Origin of the sequence: Streptomyces sp. NRRL B-3229, assembly GCF_000719505.1 — a bacterium.
GTDB classification, from domain to species: Bacteria; Actinomycetota; Actinomycetes; order Streptomycetales; family Streptomycetaceae; genus Streptomyces; species Streptomyces griseorubiginosus.
Map to the genome: position 1 here is coordinate 1 of NZ_JOGP01000027.1, position 14,726 is coordinate 14,726.

The following is a 14,726-nucleotide window of genomic DNA, read 5'->3' on the forward strand; positions in this document are numbered from 1 at the left end:
AGATCAACGAGATCATCACCGGCCTGGTCGGTGTGGTCCTGATCGGCTGGTCCTTCTGGTCCTCCGTGCGCCGCAACAACGCGCTGGCGGCCGCCGAGGGAAAAGCCGAGGGCTCGGACGAGAAGACTGAGGTCTCGTCCGGGGTGTGACACCCTTCCTGGTGAGGAACGCTCTGAGCGGGGCGGCCGGCCTCCGGCCGCCCCGCCGGTTTTCCAGGTAGTGACGCCGGTTTTCCAACGTGAGCGTGGGGGCGGGAATGGGCTTCTTCGACGGGCTCCGGGGCGGCCGTGAGGTCGACTTCGACTCGGGCAGCGCGGCCAGCAACGCGATCGAACTGACCAAGCGGCACAACCGGGTCTCGCTCACCAAGCAGGGGGCGGCGACCGGCAACCTGCGCATCAACCTGACCTGGCGGATGCGGACCTCCGACATCGGGGGCTCACAGCGGGAGTCGCTGCTGCGGCACCCCTTCAAGGCGCTCAAGCCCCCGGAGGTCATGGGGCACAGCCAGTCCATGGTCAACGTCGACCTCGACCTGGGATGCCTGTACGAGCTGGCCGACGGCACCAAGGGGGTCGTACAGCCGCTCGGCGGTCTGCTGGGGGACGTCAACGCGCCGCCGTACGTGAAGCTCAGCGGGGACGACCGGTTCGGGTCGGCGTCCGGCGAGACGATGTACGTCAACCTCGACCACCGGGACCAGATCAAGCGGCTGCTGGTCTTCGTGTACATCTACGACCAGACGCCGGCTTTCGACCGTACGCACGCGATCGTGACGCTGTACCCGAGCAACGGGCCGCGGATCGAGATAGGTCTCGACGAGCGGCACCCCCAGGCGCGGTCCTGCGCGGTGGTGATGATCGAGAACGTCAAGGGTGAGCTCGTCGTGCGGCGTGAGGTGCAGTTCGTGTACGGGTTCCAGGGGGAGCTGGATCGGTTGTACGGGTGGGGGTTGCAGTGGGGGCGGGGTTATAAGGCGAAGGCGGATCGGTGAGGTTCGCCTGAGAGCTCGGGGAGTTCTGTGGTGTGGCGGGTGCGGCGTCCGTCGTGGCTTGTCGCGCAGTTCCCCGCGCCCCTTAAGGGCGCTACTCCTCACCGCCCGATGAACTGGGGCCCTTGCGGAGGCATCCGGAACTCGCCTGCCGGGACCGGTACCGGGGCCGGCTGTGGGTAGCCGTAGCCCGAGGCCGGGACCGTTGCCGGGGGAGTCGTCGGCTGGGGGTAGCCGTAGGCCGGCTGGGTCGGGACCGAGGTGGCCGACTGGGCCGGCTGCTCCGGGGGGAGGGGCTGGGCGGCGGGCTCCTCGGGGTCCGACTCGTCCACCGTGATGCCGAAGTCCGTGGCCAGGCCCTGGAGGCCGTCCGCGTAGCCCTCGCCGGTGGCGCGGAACTTCCAGCCCTCGCCGCGCCGGTACAGCTCGCCGCAGATCAGGGCCGTCTCCGCGCCCGTCTCGGGCTTGATGTCGAAGTAGGCCAGCGGCTCGCCGTCGGCGACCGAGGCGTCGTACAGCAGGATGCGCAGATCCCGTACCTGGTCGAAGGTGGCGCCCTCCGCCGAAGCGACCACGAGAATCTGACTGATGTCGGACTCGACACCGGCGAGATCCGTCTGGATCGTGTCGGTGGGACCCTCGGCGAGACGCTTCTTGCCGAGGAGCCAGACCTTGCCGGAGGGGTGGCGGGGCTGGTTGTAGAAGACGAAGTCCTCGTCGGACCGCACACGACCGTCGGGGCCGAGGAGCAGCGCGGAGGCGTCGACCGGCGGAACCCCCTGCCCGGGCGCCCAGCGCAGCACAGCGCGTACCGTGGTGGCATCCAGCGGGACGTTCGACCCCTTCAGCATGGCGTGCGTCATGCGGTCATCCTGCCCTCTCGGTCCTGGTCACGACAACGCGGGGGTGCGGGAAAAGCGGTTCATGTCGTACCGGTGTCCAGTGGGCCGTGTTCCGCTGCGTTACCTGAAATTCATGCCCGGTGGGAACCTGGGACATGGGTACCTACGTACTATTACCGGCCACCTGTGAGCGGTTCGCAGGCGGCACAACTGCCACGGGGGAGTCCTATGCGTCATTTCGGGCACATCGCCCCTGAGGTGCGGCAGCGCCTCTTCCACCAGCAGCCGTGCGAGTTCACCGCGGACTCCCCGGCCCGGCTGCTCTCCGCGGCCCTGGGCGCCACGCTCTACAGTCCGGCCACCCGGCCGCGACTCGCCGACGACATCGTCAAACAAGCAGGGCTCGGCGTGGTCTCGATGGTGCTGTGCCTGGAGGACTCCATCGGTGACGAGGACGTGCCCGCGGGTGAGGAGAACCTCGTCCGCCAGTTCACCGACCTCGCGGACCGGGCGGTGGACCTGCCGCTGCTCTTCATCCGGGTCCGCCACCCCGAGCAGATCCCCGACCTCGTACGACGGCTCGGCCCCGCGGTCCGTCTGCTCTCCGGATTCGTGCTCCCCAAGTTCACCGAGGAGCGCGGCATCCCCTTCCTGGAGGCCCTCTCCGTCGCCGAGGCCGCGAGCGGACGCCGGCTGTTCGCCATGCCGGTGCTGGAGTCGCCGGAGCTGCTCTACCGGGAGACGCGCGTAGAGACCCTCGAGGGCATAGCCCGCGCGGTCGACAAGTACCGCGACCGGGTCCTGGCGCTCCGCCTCGGCGTCACCGACTTCTGCTCCTCCTACGGCCTGCGCCGCGCCCCCGACATGACCGCCTGGGACGTCCAGATCGTCGCCTCCGTGATCGCCGACGTGGTGAACATGCTGGGCCGCGCCGACGGCACCGGCTTCACCGTCACCGGACCGGTCTGGGAGTACTTCCGCGTCCAGGAGCGCATGTTCAAGCCCCAGCTGCGCCGCAGCCCCTTCCTGGAGGGCCAGGCAGAGGAACTGCGCGAGGCCCTCATCGAGCACGCCATGGACGGCCTGCTGCGCGAGATCACCCTCGACCAGGCCAACGGCCTCCTCGGCAAGACCTGCATCCACCCCTCCCACGTCCTCCCCGTGCACGCGCTGTCCGTGGTCAGCCACGAGGAGTTCAGCGACGCCCAGGACATCCTGCGGCCCGAGCGCGGCGGCGGTGGGGTGCTGAGGTCGCAGTACACGAACAAGATGAACGAAGTGAAGCCGCACCGCGCCTGGGCCGAGCGGACCATGCTGCGCGCCGAGGTCTTCGGGGTGGCCAACGAGGACATCGGCTTCGTCGAGCTGCTCGCCGCCGGAATAACCAGCTGACCACTCGTGGCATTCGTGGACACCAAGGGACGCATGAACAAGGCAGTGAACGACCGGACACCGGGCGAGGTCTGGTCGGGGACCTGGGTCGCCGACCGGCTCGGCGTCGAACTCGTGGGCGACGACCGGCTGAGAGACCTCCTGGGACTCGCCCTCCGGCGCAACCCCAAGCGGGCCCACCTCCTGGTCTCCCACGTGCTCGGCAAGCACGTGCCCCAGTCGCCCTCGGTGGTCTACGGCGAGGGCGTCGCCCTGGGCCGCAGGGTCCGCGAGCTGCTGGGCGACGAGGAGGCGGCCCGGGCGGTCGTCCTCGGTTACGCGGAAACGGCGACGGGCCTCGGCCACTCGGTCGCCGACGGCCTCGCCCTCGCCCCCTACCTCCACTCCACCCGCCGCCCGGTCCCCGGAGTGACCCCCGCGGGCGGCTTCGAGGAGTCCCACTCCCACGCCACCTCGCATCTGTTGCTCCCGGAGGACCCGGCCCTGCTGGCCGGCCAGGGCCCCCTGGTCCTGGTCGACGACGAGTTCTCGACGGGCAACACAGTCCTGAACACGATCAGGGATCTCCACGCCAGGTACCCCAGACACCGGTACGTGGTGGTCGCCCTGGTGGACATGCGCTCGGAGGAGGACGCGGGCCGCCTGTCCGATTTCGCCGGCGAGATAGGCGCGAGGGTGGACCTGGTGGCAGCGGCATCGGGGACGGTACGCCTGCCGGAGGGGGTCTTGGAGAAGGGGCAGGACCTTGTAGCGAAGTTCGAGCTGGACTCCCTAGGGGCGCGGGGAACTGCGCGACCAGCCCCCACGCACCCGCACCCGGCAATCAACCGTGTGGACCTGATGTGGCCCCGCGACCTCCCGGACGGCGGCCGCCACGGATTCACTCCGGCGCACCGAATACGCCTCGAATCCGAACTCCCCGCGATGGCCGCAAGGTTGGCAGAAGCCCTGCAACGAGACGCGCACCACGTGCACATCCTCGGCTTCGAAGAGCTGATGTACGCCCCCCTCAGACTCGCCCACGCCCTCGAAGAGACCGCGGCCGGGAACACCGAGGTCACCTACTCCACCACCACCCGCAGCCCCGTCCTCGCCGTGGACGACCCGGGATACGCGATCCGCACCCGCCTCACCTTCCCGGCCCACGACACCCCCGCGGACGGCCCCGGCGACCGCTACGCCTACAACGTCGCCGGAGCCGGCTTCGACGCCGTGGTCGTCGTCGTCGACGACACCGCCGACACCCCAGAACTGCACGCGCCCGACGGCCTGTTGGCGCAGCTGGCCGCGCACACCCCGCACGTGGTCCTCGCCGTCGTCCCCAGCCACACCCCCGAAAGGCCCTCCATGCTCCCCGAGCCCCTCCGCGGCCCAGCCTTCTCCTCGTACGCACCCGAAGAGGTCGGCTGGCTGCTCCAGGACCTCTCGGACGTCACCCTGGAGGCGCCGACCGAGGAGCGTGAGGAGGCCATCCAGAGCGGCGGCGCGCACTACGCGGAGTCGCTGCCCGTGGAGTACCAGCCGAGCGAGCAGTACCAGGAGCTTTTCCTGGCGGCCCTGAAGGAGTCGTCCGCGAGGCTCGCGCAGGCCGTCGGCGCGGTCACGGAGATCGTGCTCCAGGAGCGCTCACCGCGTCCCGTCCTCGTCTCGCTGGCCCGCGCCGGCACCCCCGTCGGTGTCCTGATGCGCCGTTGGGCCCGCTTCCGCCACGGTCTCGAACTGCCGCACTACGCCGTCTCGATCGTCCGCGGCCGCGGTATCGACGCCAACGCCCTGCGCTGGCTTGCCGCCCACCACGACCCGGCCGACGTCGTGTTCGTCGACGGCTGGACCGGCAAGGGTGCGATCACCCGCGAACTGGCCGACGCGATCAAGGAGTTCGAGGCCGAGGGCGGGGCCGCCGGCTTCGACCCGGAGATCGCGGTACTCGCCGACCCCGGTTCCTGCGTGCGGACGTACGGCACCCGCGAGGACTTCCTGATCCCCTCCGCGTGCCTCAACTCCACCGTGTCCGGCCTGATTTCGCGAACCGTCCTGCGTGCGGACCTGGTCGGCCCCGACGACTTCCACGGCGCGAAGTTCTACCGCGAACTCGCGGACGCCGACGTCTCGGTGGACTTCCTGGACGCCGTCGCCGCCCGCTTCCCCGAGGTCGTGGACGCCGTTGACGCCACCGTGAAGGAACTGCTGGCCGGCGACCGCGAACCGACCTGGGAGGGCTGGGCGGCCGTCGAACGCATCAGTGAGGAGTTCGGCATCCACGACGTCAACCTCGTCAAGCCGGGTGTCGGTGAGACCACCCGGGTGCTGCTGCGCCGGGTGCCCTGGAAGATCCTGGCGCGCGCCGGTGCGGGCGCCGACCTGGACCATGTCCGTCTGTTGGCCGAGCAGAGAGGTGTCCCCGTGGAAGAGGTCGCCGAACTCCCGTACACTTGCGTGGGGTTGATCCACCCGAAGTACACGCGGGGCGCGACCGGCGCCGACGGCCGGGCGGTGAACCTCTGATGCCGACGCAGCCTCCCGTACTCGTCGCCAGCGATCTCGACCGTACGCTCATCTACTCCGCCGCCGCCCTCGCGCTGACCATGCCGGACGCGCGGGCCCCCCGACTGCTCTGTGTCGAGGTGCACGAGAGCAGACCCCTGTCGTACATGACGGAGACGGCCGCCGGGCTGCTCTCCGAGCTCGGTGACAAGGCGGTGTTCGTGCCGACGACGACCCGCACCCGCAAGCAGTACCAGCGCATCAACCTCCCCGGCCCCGCACCCGCCTACGCGATCTGCGCCAACGGCGGTCACCTGCTCGTCGACGGCGTCACCGACCTCGACTGGCACGCCGGGGTCACGGCCCGCCTGGCCGACGAGTGCGCGCCCCTGGACGAGATCAGCGCCCACCTCCACGAGACGGCCGACCCGGTGTGGCTGCGCAAGCACCGGATCGCCGAGGACCTCTTCGCCTACCTCGTCGTCGAACGCGAACTGCTGCCCGAGGACTGGGTGAAGGAGCTCGCGGTGTGGGCCGAGGAGCGCGGCTGGACGGTCTCCCTCCAGGGCCGCAAGATCTACGCCGTCCCCAGGCCGCTCACCAAGAGCGCGGCCGTGCGCGAGGTGGCCCGGCGCACCGGAGCCTCCTGGACGCTGGCCGCGGGGGACTCCCTGCTCGACGCCGACCTGCTGCTGGCCGCCGACCGGGGCTGGCGTCCGGGGCACGGGGAACTGGCGGACGAGGGCTGGACGGCCCCCGCGATCAGCGCGCTGCCCGAGAGGGGTGTGCTGGCGGGGGAGCGGATCCTTCGGGAGTTCCTGAAGGCGTCCCGTCCGTAGCGGACGCCGGCCGCCGCCGCAGTCGTACGGCCACGAAGGCCGCGACCGCGACGGCGGCGGCGACCAGGACGACCTTCGAGTACGCGGACACCACCTCGGTGACCTGGGTCCAGTTGGCGCCCAGGGCGTGGCCCGCGAGGACGAACGCCGTGTTCCACAGGGCGCTGCCCAGCGTGGTCAGCGTCAGGAACACCGGCAGCGGCATGCGTTCGACACCGGCCGGGACCGAGACCAGGCTGCGGAAGACGGGGATCATGCGGCCGAAGAACACCGCCTTGGTGCCGTGCCGCAGGAACCAGGCCTCGGTGCGCTCGACGTCACTCGCCTTGACGAGCGGCAGCCGGGCCGCGAGGGCCACCGTGCGGTCCCGGCCGAGGAGCGCGCCGACGCCGTAGAGCGCGAGGGCGCCGATCACCGAGCCCGCCGTAGTCCACAGCAGCACGGCGAGCAGGCTCAGTTTGCCGGTGCTCGCCGCGAAGCCCGCGAGCGGCAGGATCGCCTCGCTCGGAATGGGCGGGAAGAGGTTCTCCAGGGCGATGGCCACCCCGGCGCCGGGCGCGCCCAGGGTGTCCATGAGGCCGTTGACCCACTCGATGGCTGACATGGGCCCACGTTAGGGACGCGGACCTGAAGCCAACCTGAAGAGGCTGCTGTACGGGGGGCTTTACGGGGCCTGCTGTCTCTGTCTTCGTCTGATACGGCGGTCAGCCGCAGCAGCCGCCGCCGCAGCACCCTCCGCCGCCGCCCGCCTGGGGGGCCGGGGCCGACGCGGCGGCCGAGCCGCCCACCGCCACCGTCGACAGCAGCTTCACGGTGTCGTCGTGGCCGGCCGGGCAGTCGGCGGGGGCCGAGGACTCGGCCATGGGGCGGCTGAGTTCGAAGGTGTCGCCGCAGGTCCGGCAGCGGTATTCGTAGCGAGGCATGAGCACAGGTTAACCGGACCGCCCCGGGTGACCCAGGCCCTGCGCCGACCTCTCCGACGTACCCGGGGTGCCGGTCCCTCGGCACCCGCTGCTGCGCCGGGCGGCCCCTTCCTGTCGTCCGATGCGCGGACGGGCGGGGCGAGCGGACATCCCCTGAGGCAATTTCGGCAAGGCCTAGGGATTCGAGATGTTTCGCACCCCCTATCCGAGGAGACCTCCCATGGCCCACAGACACGCTGCGGTCGGCGGTGCCGCACTGACGGTGCTCGGCGCGCTCGTGCTGGCAGGACTGCCCGCGGCCGCGGCCGCCGAGCCCCCCGCGCCACCGCCGGTGCCCTCCGCCGCCGGGGCACCCGGCGTCGGCGAGCCCTCGCCCGCGATGCTGCGGGCGCTGGAGCGTGATCTGAAGCTGACCGAGGCGCAGGCCAGGACGCGTCTGGTCAACGAGGCCGAGGCGGGCTCGCGCGCCGGCCGGCTCCAGAACGCGCTCGGCGAGCGCTTCGCCGGCGCGTGGCTCAGCGGCCTCACCTCCGCGGACCTGGCGGTCGCGACCACCGACGTCGCGGACACCGCGGCCATCGAGGCCGCCGGTGCGCGGGCCGTGGTGGTCAGGACGCCGCTGGAGGAGCTGAAGGCGGTACGGGCGAAGCTGGACGCCGCCGCGACAAGCAAGGCCGTCGACACGCCGGTCCGGTACATCGACGTCCGCACCAACCGGGTCACGGTGCAGGCGACGAGCCGCGCCGCCGCGGACACGCTCGTCGCGACCGCCGGTGTCGACAGCGCGCTCGTGGACGTCCAGGTGTCGGCCGACCAGCCCCACGCGCTGTACGACATCCGGGGCGGCGACCCCTTCTACATCGACGGCACGGCCCGCTGCTCCGTGGGATTCGGGGTCACCAAGGGCGACCAGCAGGGGTTCGCCACGGCCGGCCACTGCGGACAGGCGGGCGCGACGACCACCGGGTACAACCAGGTCGCGCAGGGCACCTTCCAGGCCTCCGTCTTCCCCGGCAACGACATGGCCTGGGTGGGCGTCAACTCCGACTGGACCGCTACGCCCGCAGTCAAGGGCGAGGGCGACCAGGACGTCCAGACCGCCGGCTCGGTGCAGGCGCTGACGGGGGCCGCGGTGTGCCGCTCGGGCTCCACCACGGGCTGGCACTGCGGCACGATCCAGCAGCACGACACGAGCGTCACCTACGCCGAGGGCACCGTCGACGGGGTGACCCGTACGACCGTGTGCGCGGAGCCGGGGGACTCCGGTGGTTCCTTCATCTCGGGCGTCCAGGCCCAGGGCGTGACTTCCGGCGGCTCCGGCGACTGCACGCGCGGCGGCACCACCTTCTACCAGCCGATCAACCCGCTGCTCAGCACGTACGGCCTCACGCTCAAGACCAGCACGGCGGAGAGCGGCACCCCGGCTCCCGAGGACGGCGGCCAGGCGGGCGGCTGGGCCGCGGGCCGGGTGTACGAGGTCGGGGCGCGGGTGACCCTCGACGGCGTCTCCTACGAGTGCCTCCAGTCCCACCAGGCGCAGACCGCCTGGCAGCCGGCGCTGGCTCCCGAGCTGTGGCAGCCGGTATGAGGACGGGCTGAGGTTGCGGTGACGGGGCCGGGCTGAGGTGGCGGTGACGGGGCCGGGCTGAGGCTGCGGTGGCGGTGACGGGGCCGGGCTGAGGCTGCGGTGGCGGTGACGGGGGCGGCCGAGGTTCGGCCGTCCCCGCCGTGCTACAGCTCGGCCAGGAGTGCGTAGGCCGTCGGTACGAAGGTGTCGCGGGCGCGGAAGCGGCGGGTGCACAGGGCGGCCAGGGCCGTGCCGGTGGCGGGCCGGAAGCCCAGGAAGGCCTGTTGGCCGAGGGTCGCCCCGCCGTGGAAGTACATCGGGCCGTGCTCGGTGGGGTGCTGGAACCAGGCGACGGTGTGCACGTGCCGGTGCCCGATCCCGCGCCGGAGCACCGGGCGGCGTACCGCGCGCAGCCCGTCGGTCAGCGGGCGGTCCGACGGATCCAGATGGGCTTCGAGGAACGTGAGCAGGTCGTGCGGGTCGGCCCGGACGGCGCCGGCCGCCTGGAAGCCGCCGACGGCCAGTGGAGGAACGGGCGTTGTGCCGTCCTTGCGGTGCCCGGTGGCATCGGTGTCCGGTCCGCCAGGCCCGAGTGCGGTGCCGCCGAGCCCCAGGGGACGCAGCACCTGTCCGGTGAGCAGGGCGTCCCACGGGGTGCCGGTCGCCGCCGCGAGGGCGTGGCCGAGGACGGCGACGCCGAAGTTGGAGTAGTGCCAGCGGGTGCCGGGCCGGTGGCGCGGCCGGTGGCGCAGGAAGGCGTCGACCACGCGCTCGGCCGGATAGCGGGCGTAGGGGTTGGTGTGCCAGACCGGCAGCGCCCGGAGGAAGAAGTCGGCGGGCAGGGCCGGCAGTCCGGCGGTGTGGGTGATCAGATGGGCGAGCGTGACGGGATCCCCGTCACTGCGCCGGGCCGGGTCCAGCAGTACGGCGGCCGGCAGTCCCGCGGACAGCGCGCCCGTCCGGGTCAGGTGGGCCAGCAGCAATCCGGTGAACGTCTTGGAGGCCGAGCCCAGTTCGTAGCGCAGCCGGTGGCGTGGGACGGGCGGGGGCGGTGCGGTGCCGCCGGTGCGCACGGTGCGGCGACCGTGCCGGGAGAGCGCGAAGACCACGTCGGGCGCGTCCACGGCGTCGACGGCCGCGTCGAGGCGCCGCCGCAGTTCTTCGTCGTCGGGGGGAGCGGGGGCGTCGGGCGGGAGCGTACGGGGCGACAGCGTGTGAGACGGGAGCGTGCCTGGCGGGAGTGCGCCGGTGACGCCGAGCAGCTCACCGGGCTCGCCAGACTCCTCCGGCTGCTCCGACCCGTCCGGCTCCTCCGGCTCGCCCGGCCACGGAGTGGGACGCGCCGGTCGTGCGCGGGTCGTCATGACGGGGTCCGCGCGAGGCGTGTCAGGGCGCGGGAGGTGGCCAGCACGGAGGCGAAGGCGGCGACCAGCGTCGGGTGGTACACGATGTCGAACACCTCGTCGGGGTCGCCCTCGGGCATCTCGCGCACGGCGGGCATCGCGCCGTCGGGCTGCTGGGCGGCGGCGAAACCTTCCCAGGCCCGCACGTCGAAGGTGGGGTCGGGCAGACAGGCGTCGACGACGAGCAGTTCACCGAGCAGGTCCCAGCGGCGCAGATCGAGCCAGTCGTCCAGCCAGACCGGCAGCCAGAGCGCGAGGTAGTCGGCGATCCCGGCCGGCAGGCCCTCGGGGCGCTCGCCCCAGTCGGTGAGATGGAAGACGGTGTGGGTGGTGTCGTAGGCGATGTGCCCCTCCACCGTCCAGGGTTCGGGTGAGCGCCCCAGCCAGGTCGCGCCGACGAGGTCGGCCTCCGGGGGCCGGGGCGCTACGCCGAAGCGGCGCTGGAACGCGGACAGGCCGAGGCGGCGGACCGGTGACATCTCCAACGCGGCGAAACTGTCCAGCCGTTGGTTGAGCCGGAAGGCCCGTTCGGCCTCGGGGCAGCTGTACCCCAGTTCCCTGAAGGGCAGATACACCTCGAAGGGGATCGGCGAGAGGGGCTCAAGGTGCTGGCCGCGCACCAGCATCCGGCCGCCGTCCAGGGTGTGGCACCAGGCGTGGTCGATCAACTGCCGTGCCAGCGTGGCCTGCCGGGACCCGGCCACGCCCTCGCGGAACAACACCCCGCAGATGAGCGCGAGTTCGCCGACCGGCTTGAAGCGTTCGAGGAACCCGACCTCGGGGTCGACGTCCGACTCCAGCCGGAAACCGTCCCGGTGGGCGTGCAGCCACTCCAGGGCCCCGACGCCGACGTTGTGGACGAGACGCGTGTGGTTCATTCCGGCCCTCCCCGTCCGCCGGCCGCGGTCCCGCGCAACCGGTCGAGGGTCAGTGCGGCGGCGAACGCCGTCATCAGAGTCGAGTGGTAGCAGTCGAGGAAGGCGGGTGCGGTCGTACGGCTGCCGCGTCCGCCGACCTCCGGGACGGCACCGGAGTCGTCCTGGGCCACCGAGAGTCTCGCCCAGGCCTCCTCGAGCAGGGCGCGTTCGGGCGGGCCGGGCAGGCTGCTCGCCACCGCGAGGAGTTCGCAGCACAGGTCCCACTGCTCGTCCTCCAGACAGGTGTCGAGCCAGGGCGGGAGCCAGTGCCGCAGGTACTCCGCCACCTGCGGGGGCACGGCCCGCGGGGTCAGGCCCCAGTCGGTGAGGTGGAAGACGACGTGGGTCAGCGTGTAGCCGGAGGGCAGTTCGAAGGTCCACGGTTCCGGCAGCCCGGCGAGCCAGGTGCGCTCCAACGCCCGCGTCATGTCGCCGTGCGGGGCGATTCCGCTGCGGCGCTCGGAGTTGAGCACGCTCAGCCGCCGGTTGGGTTCCTGCTCCGTGACGTGCCAGCCGCGGGTGCGGGCCACCGTCGCGGTGGCGCTCTCGTAGCGGTCGTGCCGCAGACCCGCCGACGCGAACGCCGCGTAGACCTCCAACGGGTAGGTCGCGAAGGGTTCGAGGCGTTGCAGCTCCATGAACAGGGCGCCCCGGCCGGTCTGTTGCCACGCGAACGACAGCAGGTCGGACGCCAGCACATGCAGCGGATCGGTCCGCCCGGTGTGCCGCCGTACGCAGACGCACACCTGGGCCAGCTCGCCCAGGGGCTTCCAGGTGGTGTTCACGTTGCCGTGCTCGGCGAGCGCGTCCTCGTCGAGTGCGAAGCCGTCCCGGTGGGCGGACACCCAGGTCAGCGCGGCCTCGCCCAGGTCCCGGACCGCGCGCCCCGGGCGGACTTCGGGTGCCGCCGTCACACCGGCACCCGGGTGCGCATCAGTTGGGCCGCCCGTACCTGGAACGCCACGCGCGCGTCCTCGCCGCCCATCTGGGACACGAACTCGAGCCCGGTGTCCAGGCCCAGGGTTTCCGGCACCCCGTCGAGGAGGGCCAGCCAGCGTCCCGCTCCGGCCGCCTGGAGCCAGTCGCGGCGGCGGACGGCCCGGACGAATCCCCGGGCGACGTCGACCGGGCGGCCACGTGCCACGCGGGCCACCGCGCAGTCCTCACCGGGCAGCGCGAGCGGGGCGAGGACAGCGAGTTGGTGGGTCAGGAACTGCCACGGTGCCTCGTCGAGCCACTCCGTCCCCGGCTCGCTCCCGTCGCCGGGCGCACCATCGAGGCTCGCGTCAAGGCGCAGCAGCGCCCGCCGCATCGCCCAGTGGCTCCACAGGGATGTGGGCGGGGCGTCGGCGGGTGGCGGCCAGGTGTGAACGGCCCTGGCGAACATGGTGAGATCGGCCGGCTCGGGGGGTGCGCAGCGCAGCAGCACACTCGGCAGGACGGCATCGGCTCCCACCACGCGTACGGCGGCGAGGGCCGGGGCTGGGGCCGCCTCGGGGCCGTCCCCGTCCATGGCCCTGCCTGCCAGCCGGAAGCGGTCCCCGCTCCGAAGAGCGGAGACCAGTTCCGACATGAGGTCCTGCACCGCGCCCGCGAGGCGGGTCGAAGCGCCTGACTGCTCCATGCGGATTCTCCCGTCAGCCCTTCTTCGGCCGTGGCGTCGGAGGCGACAGCAGGAGGTTGCTCGACGAGGACGTCAGAGCGAGCGCCGCGCACTGGCGGCTGTCGCGGTAGTAGCCGTCGGCCTCGACGGGGTCGAGAGCCGCTTCGACGTCGATGCCCTGGACCTCGGTGAGGTCGTCGAGCTGGAACTCGGTGGAAGACATACCACCATCTCCTTTGAGAGAGATCTGCGGGTCTAGTTCCATGTCACCGCATTGGGACGATCTATGCAAAAAAGGATGAAATGTCCAATTCGGAGTGCACGGTGCAGAGTGCACGGCCTCGAAGTGCGCGCGTCAGTGCGCGCCGCCCCGCTCCTCGCGGATCTGGGAGACCACCCGCGCCACCGCCTGCCGTACCGCTTCCGTCTCGGTCAGGAAGTGCCAGTAGTCGGGATGACGGCCCTCCAGCGTGCCGATCGCCCGGTCCAGGCGAGCCACCGCGTCGTCCAGGGGGCGCGCGTGCCGTGGGTCGGGAGTGGTGCGGCCGGTCATCGCCAGGCGCTGGGCGTCCCGCAGGGCGAAGCGGGTGCGGTCGATCTCCTGCTGGGGGTCCTTCTGCACGGCGTTCAGCCGGCGCAGCCGGTCGCCGGCCGCGGAGACGGCCTCGTCGGTGGTGTTGAGCAGGGCACGCACCGTGGAGAGCAGCGAGGTCGCGTCCGGCCAGCGCTGTTCGTCGCGCGCGGCCCGCGCCTCACGGAGCTTCAGCTCGGCCTGCCGTACGTTCTCCGTGGCCTGGTCCGGGACGTGCTGGAGGTCCTGCCAGCAGGCGGCGGTAAATCTGCGGCGCAGTTCGCTGAGGACCGGGTCGACCTGGCCCGCACGGGTGGTGAGCGCCTCGGCGCGGGTCCGCAGCGAGACCAGCCGGTGGTCGATCTCCGCGGCCCGCTCCGGCAGCCGCTCGGCCTCCGCCCGGATCGCCCCGGCCTCCCGGGCCATGCGCTCGGCCCGCTCCAGGGTCTGCGGCACGCCGTGCTGCCCGGCGCCCTGGTTCAGCTTCGTCAGCTCCGGTCCGAGGGCGGCGAGCCGGGCGGCGAGGTCGTCCGCCTTCAGCCCCGACTCCCGTACGGCGTCAAGGGCGTTGGAGGCGGCCAGCAGCCCCTGCCGGGCGCGCTCCACAGCCGGGGCGAGCCGGGCCAGCTGGGTCTCGGCCTTGCCGAGCAGCGGACCGAGGCTGTCGCCGAAACGGTCCAGCTCCTTCTTGACGTTGCCGAGCTCGTCCTTGGCCCGGGTCAGCTCGGTGCGAGCGCGGGCGGCGACCGACGCCTCCAGGTCGTCCCGGTCGAGGTCATGGGCGTCCACGGCCTCGATGTAGTGGCTGCTGGCCTCGTCGATGCGTCCGCTGATCGCCTGGAAGTCGGCGACCGCGCGCCGGGCGGCGGGGGAGTCGTCGACGGCCGTGATGGTCTCTATCGAGATCCGCAGATCCCGCTGGGCGGTGTCCAGCTCGTAGAACGCCGCCGCGGCGGCGTCCTTCGCGGCCTGCGCCTCGGCCCGCTGGCTCTCCGCGCGCCCGCCGAACCAGCGGCGGGTGCCACCGCCGGCGAACGCGGACGGGAGCGCGAGGGCGGCGAGCAGCGGCAGCCCGAGCAGGGTGAGGGTGTCCTTGAGAACCTGGCGGTGCGCGCGCGGCCTCGACGGCGACAAGTACGGCTGCTTCGGTGTCGCCGTCACATCCCTCTCCCGTGCTGTGTTCCGTCCTGGCGG

Annotated in this window: 14 protein-coding genes and 1 pseudogene; 6 read left to right on the forward strand and 9 right to left on the reverse strand. The window is 72.1% G+C overall.

The window, feature by feature from the left end:
• Positions 1-149, forward strand: a pseudogene (locus IF54_RS42410) (DUF475 domain-containing protein); the annotation flags it as partial.
• Between the two features lie 107 nt (positions 150-256).
• The gene (locus tag IF54_RS0132970; protein ID WP_030325530.1) at positions 257-994 is read left to right on the forward strand and encodes a TerD family protein; all 738 of its coding nucleotides are present in this window, start codon (positions 257-259) and stop codon (positions 992-994) included.
• Between the two features lie 98 nt (positions 995-1,092).
• Here IF54_RS0132970 and IF54_RS0132975 read toward each other — a convergent pair whose 3' ends face one another.
• On the reverse strand, positions 1,093-1,854 hold the full coding sequence (locus tag IF54_RS0132975; protein ID WP_030325532.1) for a TerD family protein: 762 nt from the start codon (positions 1,852-1,854) through the stop codon (positions 1,093-1,095).
• A gap of 207 nt (positions 1,855-2,061) precedes the next feature.
• Between IF54_RS0132975 and IF54_RS0132980 the strand changes: the two genes are divergently transcribed.
• The 3 genes from IF54_RS0132980 to IF54_RS0132990 are packed head-to-tail and all read left to right on the forward strand — an operon-like array spanning position 2,062 to position 6,548.
• Positions 2,062-3,225 (forward strand): HpcH/HpaI aldolase/citrate lyase family protein, encoded by a 1,164-nt coding sequence (locus tag IF54_RS0132980; RefSeq protein ID WP_030325533.1) that lies wholly within the window; start codon positions 2,062-2,064, stop codon positions 3,223-3,225.
• Positions 3,226-3,258: 33 nt separating this feature from the next.
• The gene (locus IF54_RS0132985) at positions 3,259-5,730 is read left to right on the forward strand and encodes a phosphoribosyltransferase (protein ID WP_030325534.1); all 2,472 of its coding nucleotides are present in this window, start codon (positions 3,259-3,261) and stop codon (positions 5,728-5,730) included.
• Positions 5,730-6,548 (forward strand): hypothetical protein, encoded by an 819-nt coding sequence (locus IF54_RS0132990; protein WP_030325535.1) that lies wholly within the window; start codon positions 5,730-5,732, stop codon positions 6,546-6,548. The genes IF54_RS0132985 and IF54_RS0132990 overlap by 1 nt, the downstream gene beginning before the upstream one ends.
• Here IF54_RS0132990 and IF54_RS0132995 read toward each other — a convergent pair.
• Both IF54_RS0132995 and IF54_RS0133000 read right to left on the reverse strand, forming a co-directional pair.
• Positions 6,472-7,152, reverse strand: a complete 681-nt coding sequence (locus IF54_RS0132995; RefSeq protein ID WP_030325536.1) for a DedA family protein — start codon at positions 7,150-7,152, stop codon at positions 6,472-6,474. The genes IF54_RS0132990 and IF54_RS0132995 overlap by 77 nt on opposite strands.
• Before the next feature lie 100 nt (positions 7,153-7,252).
• Positions 7,253-7,471, reverse strand: a complete 219-nt coding sequence (locus IF54_RS0133000; RefSeq protein WP_030325537.1) for an FmdB family zinc ribbon protein — start codon at positions 7,469-7,471, stop codon at positions 7,253-7,255.
• 220 nt (positions 7,472-7,691) lie between these two features.
• Between IF54_RS0133000 and IF54_RS0133005 the strand changes: the two genes are divergently transcribed.
• Positions 7,692-9,059 (forward strand): alpha-lytic protease prodomain-containing protein, encoded by a 1,368-nt coding sequence (locus tag IF54_RS0133005; protein WP_030325538.1) that lies wholly within the window; start codon positions 7,692-7,694, stop codon positions 9,057-9,059.
• Positions 9,060-9,202: 143 nt separating this feature from the next.
• Here the strand turns inward: IF54_RS0133005 and IF54_RS0133010 are convergent, their stop codons facing one another.
• The 6 genes from IF54_RS0133010 to IF54_RS0133035 form a co-directional block, all read right to left on the reverse strand.
• Positions 9,203-10,402, reverse strand: coding sequence for a serine hydrolase domain-containing protein (locus tag IF54_RS0133010; protein WP_030325539.1), 1,200 nt, complete (start codon positions 10,400-10,402; stop codon positions 9,203-9,205).
• The gene (locus IF54_RS0133015; protein ID WP_030325540.1) at positions 10,399-11,319 is read right to left on the reverse strand and encodes a DUF6895 family protein; all 921 of its coding nucleotides are present in this window, start codon (positions 11,317-11,319) and stop codon (positions 10,399-10,401) included. The genes IF54_RS0133010 and IF54_RS0133015 overlap by 4 nt, the downstream gene beginning before the upstream one ends.
• Positions 11,316-12,272, reverse strand: a complete 957-nt coding sequence (locus IF54_RS0133020; RefSeq protein WP_030325541.1) for a DUF6895 family protein — start codon at positions 12,270-12,272, stop codon at positions 11,316-11,318. The genes IF54_RS0133015 and IF54_RS0133020 overlap by 4 nt, the downstream gene beginning before the upstream one ends.
• On the reverse strand, positions 12,269-12,982 hold the full coding sequence (locus IF54_RS0133025) for a hypothetical protein (RefSeq protein WP_030325543.1): 714 nt from the start codon (positions 12,980-12,982) through the stop codon (positions 12,269-12,271). Before IF54_RS0133025 ends, IF54_RS0133020 begins: the two co-directional genes overlap by 4 nt.
• 13 nt (positions 12,983-12,995) lie before the next feature.
• Positions 12,996-13,184, reverse strand: coding sequence for a hypothetical protein (locus tag IF54_RS0133030; protein ID WP_020136474.1), 189 nt, complete (start codon positions 13,182-13,184; stop codon positions 12,996-12,998).
• 132 nt (positions 13,185-13,316) lie between these two features.
• Complete coding sequence (locus tag IF54_RS0133035) at positions 13,317-14,693, reverse strand: hypothetical protein (protein ID WP_030325545.1); 1,377 nt, start codon at positions 14,691-14,693, stop codon at positions 13,317-13,319.
• Positions 14,694-14,726 lie beyond the last annotated feature (33 nt).

Excerpts from the sequence above, each read along its gene's own strand:
- IF54_RS0132970 (WP_030325530.1), top strand. The coding sequence starts at position 257 with ATGGGCTTCTTCGACGGGCTCCGGGGCGGCCGTGAGGTCGACTTCGAC.
- IF54_RS0133030 (WP_020136474.1), bottom strand. The coding sequence starts at position 13,184 with ATGTCTTCCACCGAGTTCCAGCTCGACGACCTCACCGAGGTCCAGGGC.
- IF54_RS0132980 (WP_030325533.1), top strand. The coding sequence starts at position 2,062 with ATGCGTCATTTCGGGCACATCGCCCCTGAGGTGCGGCAGCGCCTCTTC.
- IF54_RS0132985 (WP_030325534.1), top strand. The coding sequence starts at position 3,259 with ATGAACAAGGCAGTGAACGACCGGACACCGGGCGAGGTCTGGTCGGGG.
- IF54_RS0132990 (WP_030325535.1), top strand. The coding sequence starts at position 5,730 with ATGCCGACGCAGCCTCCCGTACTCGTCGCCAGCGATCTCGACCGTACG.
- IF54_RS0133000 (WP_030325537.1), bottom strand. The coding sequence starts at position 7,471 with ATGCCTCGCTACGAATACCGCTGCCGGACCTGCGGCGACACCTTCGAA.
- IF54_RS0133010 (WP_030325539.1), bottom strand. The coding sequence starts at position 10,402 with ATGACGACCCGCGCACGACCGGCGCGTCCCACTCCGTGGCCGGGCGAG.
- IF54_RS0133025 (WP_030325543.1), bottom strand. The coding sequence starts at position 12,982 with ATGGAGCAGTCAGGCGCTTCGACCCGCCTCGCGGGCGCGGTGCAGGAC.
- IF54_RS0132995 (WP_030325536.1), bottom strand. The coding sequence starts at position 7,152 with ATGTCAGCCATCGAGTGGGTCAACGGCCTCATGGACACCCTGGGCGCG.
- IF54_RS0133015 (WP_030325540.1), bottom strand. The coding sequence starts at position 11,319 with ATGAACCACACGCGTCTCGTCCACAACGTCGGCGTCGGGGCCCTGGAG.
- IF54_RS0132975 (WP_030325532.1), bottom strand. The coding sequence starts at position 1,854 with ATGACGCACGCCATGCTGAAGGGGTCGAACGTCCCGCTGGATGCCACC.
- IF54_RS0133005 (WP_030325538.1), top strand. The coding sequence starts at position 7,692 with ATGGCCCACAGACACGCTGCGGTCGGCGGTGCCGCACTGACGGTGCTC.